The organism is Acinetobacter sp. IK40, assembly GCF_035615075.1.
GTDB lineage: Bacteria > Pseudomonadota > Gammaproteobacteria > Pseudomonadales > Moraxellaceae > Acinetobacter > Acinetobacter courvalinii.
Map to the genome: position 1 here is coordinate 1 of NZ_JANBOE010000022.1, position 5536 is coordinate 5536.

General features: G+C 48.8%; 2 tRNA genes and 3 rRNA genes. All 5 read left to right on the plus strand.

The annotated features are described in order from the left end of the window. Positions 1-166: 166 nt before the first annotated feature. The 5 genes from MSG93_RS19115 (at position 167) to rrf (ending at position 5529) form a co-directional block, all read left to right on the plus strand. Positions 167-1703: ribosomal RNA gene (locus tag MSG93_RS19115) — 16S ribosomal RNA — on the plus strand. A gap of 59 nt (positions 1704-1762) precedes the next feature. Beyond that, positions 1763-1839: transfer RNA gene (locus tag MSG93_RS19120), tRNA-Ile, on the plus strand. Positions 1840-1893: 54 nt separating this feature from the next. Continuing rightward, positions 1894-1969: transfer RNA gene (locus MSG93_RS19125), tRNA-Ala, on the plus strand. A 391-nt stretch (positions 1970-2360) separates the two neighbouring features. Next, positions 2361-5252 (plus strand): 23S ribosomal RNA (locus tag MSG93_RS19130). A 162-nt stretch (positions 5253-5414) separates the two neighbouring features. Beyond that, a 5S ribosomal RNA gene (rrf, locus tag MSG93_RS19135) occupies positions 5415-5529 on the plus strand. Together the 16S, 23S and 5S rRNA genes with 2 tRNA genes alongside form the textbook arrangement of a ribosomal RNA operon. Positions 5530-5536 lie beyond the last annotated feature (7 nt).

Genomic DNA, 5536 nt, shown 5'->3' on the forward strand with positions numbered 1-5536 from the left:
AGATCATTAAGAGAATAGAAGAACAACTTGTGTGGATTTTTACTGGTTGATCGATCGAAAATATTTCATTGATTAATTGGTTTAAATTTCTCGAAGTTTATTTGAGCAAATATTAAGTCAGTAATTGATGAGCCAAGATTTGTAGCCATAAGCTACTAATGATTTTAAACTGAAGAGTTTGATCATGGCTCAGATTGAACGCTGGCGGCAGGCTTAACACATGCAAGTCGAGCGGGGAAGGTTGCTTCGGTAACTGACCTAGCGGCGGACGGGTGAGTAATGCTTAGGAATCTGCCATTTAGTGGGGGACAACATTCCGAAAGGAATGCTAATACCGCATACGTCCTACGGGAGAAAGCAGGGGATCTTCGGACCTTGCGCTAAATGATGAGCCTAAGTCGGATTAGCTAGTTGGTGGGGTAAAGGCCTACCAAGGCGACGATCTGTAGCGGGTCTGAGAGGATGATCCGCCACACTGGGACTGAGACACGGCCCAGACTCCTACGGGAGGCAGCAGTGGGGAATATTGGACAATGGGCGCAAGCCTGATCCAGCCATGCCGCGTGTGTGAAGAAGGCCTTTTGGTTGTAAAGCACTTTAAGCGAGGAGGAGGCTACCTAGATTAATACTTTAGGATAGTGGACGTTACTCGCAGAATAAGCACCGGCTAACTCTGTGCCAGCAGCCGCGGTAATACAGAGGGTGCGAGCGTTAATCGGATTTACTGGGCGTAAAGCGTGCGTAGGCGGCTTTTTAAGTCGGATGTGAAATCCCCGAGCTTAACTTGGGAATTGCATTCGATACTGGGAAGCTAGAGTATGGGAGAGGATGGTAGAATTCCAGGTGTAGCGGTGAAATGCGTAGAGATCTGGAGGAATACCGATGGCGAAGGCAGCCATCTGGCCTAATACTGACGCTGAGGTACGAAAGCATGGGGAGCAAACAGGATTAGATACCCTGGTAGTCCATGCCGTAAACGATGTCTACTAGCCGTTGGGGCCTTTGAGGCTTTAGTGGCGCAGCTAACGCGATAAGTAGACCGCCTGGGGAGTACGGTCGCAAGACTAAAACTCAAATGAATTGACGGGGGCCCGCACAAGCGGTGGAGCATGTGGTTTAATTCGATGCAACGCGAAGAACCTTACCTGGCCTTGACATACTAGAAACTTTCCAGAGATGGATTGGTGCCTTCGGGAATCTAGATACAGGTGCTGCATGGCTGTCGTCAGCTCGTGTCGTGAGATGTTGGGTTAAGTCCCGCAACGAGCGCAACCCTTTTCCTTACTTGCCAGCATTTCGGATGGGAACTTTAAGGATACTGCCAGTGACAAACTGGAGGAAGGCGGGGACGACGTCAAGTCATCATGGCCCTTACGGCCAGGGCTACACACGTGCTACAATGGTCGGTACAAAGGGTTGCTACCTAGCGATAGGATGCTAATCTCAAAAAGCCGATCGTAGTCCGGATTGGAGTCTGCAACTCGACTCCATGAAGTCGGAATCGCTAGTAATCGCGGATCAGAATGCCGCGGTGAATACGTTCCCGGGCCTTGTACACACCGCCCGTCACACCATGGGAGTTTGTTGCACCAGAAGTAGCTAGCCTAACTGCAAAGAGGGCGGTTACCACGGTGTGGCCGATGACTGGGGTGAAGTCGTAACAAGGTAGCCGTAGGGGAACCTGCGGCTGGATCACCTCCTTAACGAAAGATTGGTGACTGGTAAGAATCCACAACAAGTTGTTCTTCGAAGATGTATCTGAGGGTCTGTAGCTCAGTTGGTTAGAGCACACGCTTGATAAGCGTGGGGTCACAAGTTCAAGTCTTGTCAGACCCACCAAATCTGATAGCTGAAGCTGAGATTAAGATATATCGTTCATTATGATTGTAAGCTGGGGACTTAGCTTAGTTGGTAGAGCGCCTGCTTTGCACGCAGGAGGTCAGGAGTTCGACTCTCCTAGTCTCCACCATGAATTACTGAGTAATTCTGAGCTAAATAGATTATAGAGTTTAGTAAATACGGTCTGAATTGACTGGTTTATTAATCTCTGTGATTTATCACAGTTTACTACGCACCGACGAGGTGGTAGTTAATCATTAACAGATTAGTAGAATTGAGTCTGAAATAAATTGTTCAAACTCGATTAATTTAACACTAACAGTAATACGCAAGTATTTCAGTTAGATGAAGAATTAATCTGAGAACTAGCAAAAACACTGAATCAAGCGTTTTGGTATATGAATTTAGATTGAAGCTGTACGGTGATTAAGTTCACGAAACAACAAGCTGTATGAATTAATGTTTACATTGATTCTGTTGCTACACCCACTTGTAGGTGTAACGACTGTTTGGGGTTGTATAGTCAAGTAATTAAGTGCATGTGGTGGATGCCTTGGCAGTCAGAGGCGATGAAAGACGTGATAGCCTGCGAAAAGCTCCGGGGAGGCGGCAAATATCCTTTGATCCGGAGATTTCTGAATGGGGGAACCCACCCGCTACAAGGCGGGTATCATAAGCTGAATACATAGGCTTATGAAGCGAACGAGGGGAAGTGAAACATCTCAGTACCCTTAGGAAAAGAAATCAATTGAGATTCCCTTAGTAGCGGCGAGCGAACGGGGAGCAGCCCATTAAGTTATGTGTGTTCTAGTGGAACGCTCTGGGAAGTGCGAACGTAGAGGGTGATATTCCCGTACACGAAAGGGCACACATAATGATGACGAGTAGGGCGAGGCACGTGAAACCTTGTCTGAATATGGGGGGACCATCCTCCAAGGCTAAATACTCCTGACTGACCGATAGTGAACCAGTACCGTGAGGGAAAGGCGAAAAGAACCCCTGTGAGGGGAGTGAAATAGATCCTGAAACCGCATGCATACAAGCAGTGGGAGCACCTTCGTGGTGTGACTGCGTACCTTTTGTATAATGGGTCAGCGACTTATATTCAGTAGCGAGGTTAACCGAATAGGGGAGCCGTAGAGAAATCGAGTCTTAATAGGGCGTTTAGTTGCTGGGTATAGACCCGAAACCAGGCGATCTATCCATGAGCAGGTTGAAGGTTGGGTAACACTAACTGGAGGACCGAACCCACTGTCGTTGAAAAGCCAGGGGATGACTTGTGGATAGGGGTGAAAGGCTAATCAAGCCTGGTGATAGCTGGTTCTCCCCGAAAGCTATTTAGGTAGCGCCTCGGACGAATACCATTGGGGGTAGAGCACTGTTTCGGCTAGGGGGTCATCCCGACTTACCAAACCGATGCAAACTCCGAATACCAATGAGTACTATCCGGGAGACAGACTGCGGGTGCTAACGTCCGTAGTCAAGAGGAAAACAATCCAGACCGCCAGCTAAGGCCCCAAAATCATAGTTAAGTGGGAAACGATGTGGGAAGGCATAGACAGCTAGGAGGTTGGCTTAGAAGCAGCCACCCTTTAAAGAAAGCGTAATAGCTCACTAGTCGAGTCGGCCTGCGCGGAAGATGTAACGGGGCTAAAACTATGTGCCGAAGCTGCGGATGTATACTATGTATACGTGGTAGGGGAGCGTTCTGTAAGCCGATGAAGGTGTATTGAGAAGTATGCTGGAGGTATCAGAAGTGCGAATGCTGACGTGAGTAACGACAAAACGGGTGAAAAACCCGTTCGCTGAAAGACCAAGGGTTCCAGTCCAACGTTAATCGGGGCTGGGTGAGTCGACCCCTAAGGCGAGGCCGAGAGGCGTAGTCGATGGGAAATTGGTTAATATTCCAATACTTCTGTGTAATGCGATGAGAGGACGGAGAAGGTTAAGTCAGCCTGGCGTTGGTTGTCCAGGTGGAAGGCTGTAGGCATGCATCTTAGGCAAATCCGGGGTGCTCTATGCTGAGAGCTGATAGCAAGCTGTACTTGTACAGTGAAGTGGCTGATACCATGCTTCCAGGAAAAGTCTCTAAGCTTCAGTTACACAGGAATCGTACCCGAAACCGACACAGGTGGTCAGGTCGAGTAGACCAAAGCGCTTGAGAGAACTCTGCTGAAGGAACTAGGCAAAATGGTACCGTAACTTCGGGAGAAGGTACGCTGCTGACGGTGATGGGACTTGCTCCCTGAGCTGTTGGCAGCCACAGAAACCAGGCCGCTGCAACTGTTTATTAAAAACATAGCACTCTGCAAACACGAAAGTGGACGTATAGGGTGTGATGCCTGCCCGGTGCTGGAAGGTTAATTGATGGGGTTAGCGTAAGCGAAGCTCTTGATCGAAGCCCCAGTAAACGGCGGCCGTAACTATAACGGTCCTAAGGTAGCGAAATTCCTTGTCGGGTAAGTTCCGACCTGCACGAATGGCATAATGATGGCGGCGCTGTCTCCAGCAGAGGCTCAGTGAAATCGAAATCGCTGTGAAGATGCAGTGTACCCGCGGCTAGACGGAAAGACCCCGTGAACCTTTACTGCAGCTTGACATTGAACTTTGACCTTACTTGTGTAGGATAGGTGGGAGGCTTTGAAGTTAGAACGCTAGTTCTAATGGAGCCGTCCTTGAAATACCACCCTGGTAATGTTGAGGTTCTAACTCTGCCCCGTAATCCGGGGCGAGGACCATGTCTGGTGGGTAGTTTGACTGGGGCGGTCTCCTCCTAAAGAGTAACGGAGGAGTACGAAGGTGCGCTCAGCGTGGTCGGAAATCACGCGTAGAGTATAAAGGCAAAAGCGCGCTTAACTGCGAGACCCACAAGTCGAGCAGGTACGAAAGTAGGTCTTAGTGATCCGGTGGTTCTGTATGGAAGGGCCATCGCTCAACGGATAAAAGGTACTCTGGGGATAACAGGCTGATACCGCCCAAGAGTTCATATCGACGGCGGTGTTTGGCACCTCGATGTCGGCTCATCTCATCCTGGGGCTGAAGCAGGTCCCAAGGGTATGGCTGTTCGCCATTTAAAGAGGTACGCGAGCTGGGTTTAGAACGTCGTGAGACAGTTCGGTCCCTATCTACCGTGGGCGCTGGAAATTTGAGAGGATCTGCTCCTAGTACGAGAGGACCAGAGTGGACGAACCTCTGGTGTACCGGTTGTGACGCCAGTCGCATCGCCGGGTAGCTATGTTCGGAAGGGATAACCGCTGAAAGCATCTAAGCGGGAAGCCTACCTCAAGATAAGATTTCCCTAGGAATTTATTCCTCTAAAGAGCCGTTCGAGACTAGGACGTTGATAGGTTGGGTGTGGAAGCACGGTGACGTGTGAAGCTGACCAATACTAATTGCTCGTGAGGCTTGACTATACAACACCCAAACAGTTGTTGTATTCAAGATAAATTCAATACATAACTTGATTTAGTGTAGAAACTGGTTACAATACGACTCAATTAACTAATCCGTTAATCACTCATTTGGAAAAAGCCTTGGCATTACATAAGACCAAAGCAAGTATCCATAAACAGTTTGCTGGCGACAATAGCAAGAGTGAACCACCTGATCCCTTCCCGAACTCAGAAGTGAAACCTCTTAGCGCTGATGGTAGTGTGGCACTTGCCATGTGAGAGTAAGTCATCGCCAGCTTTTAAAT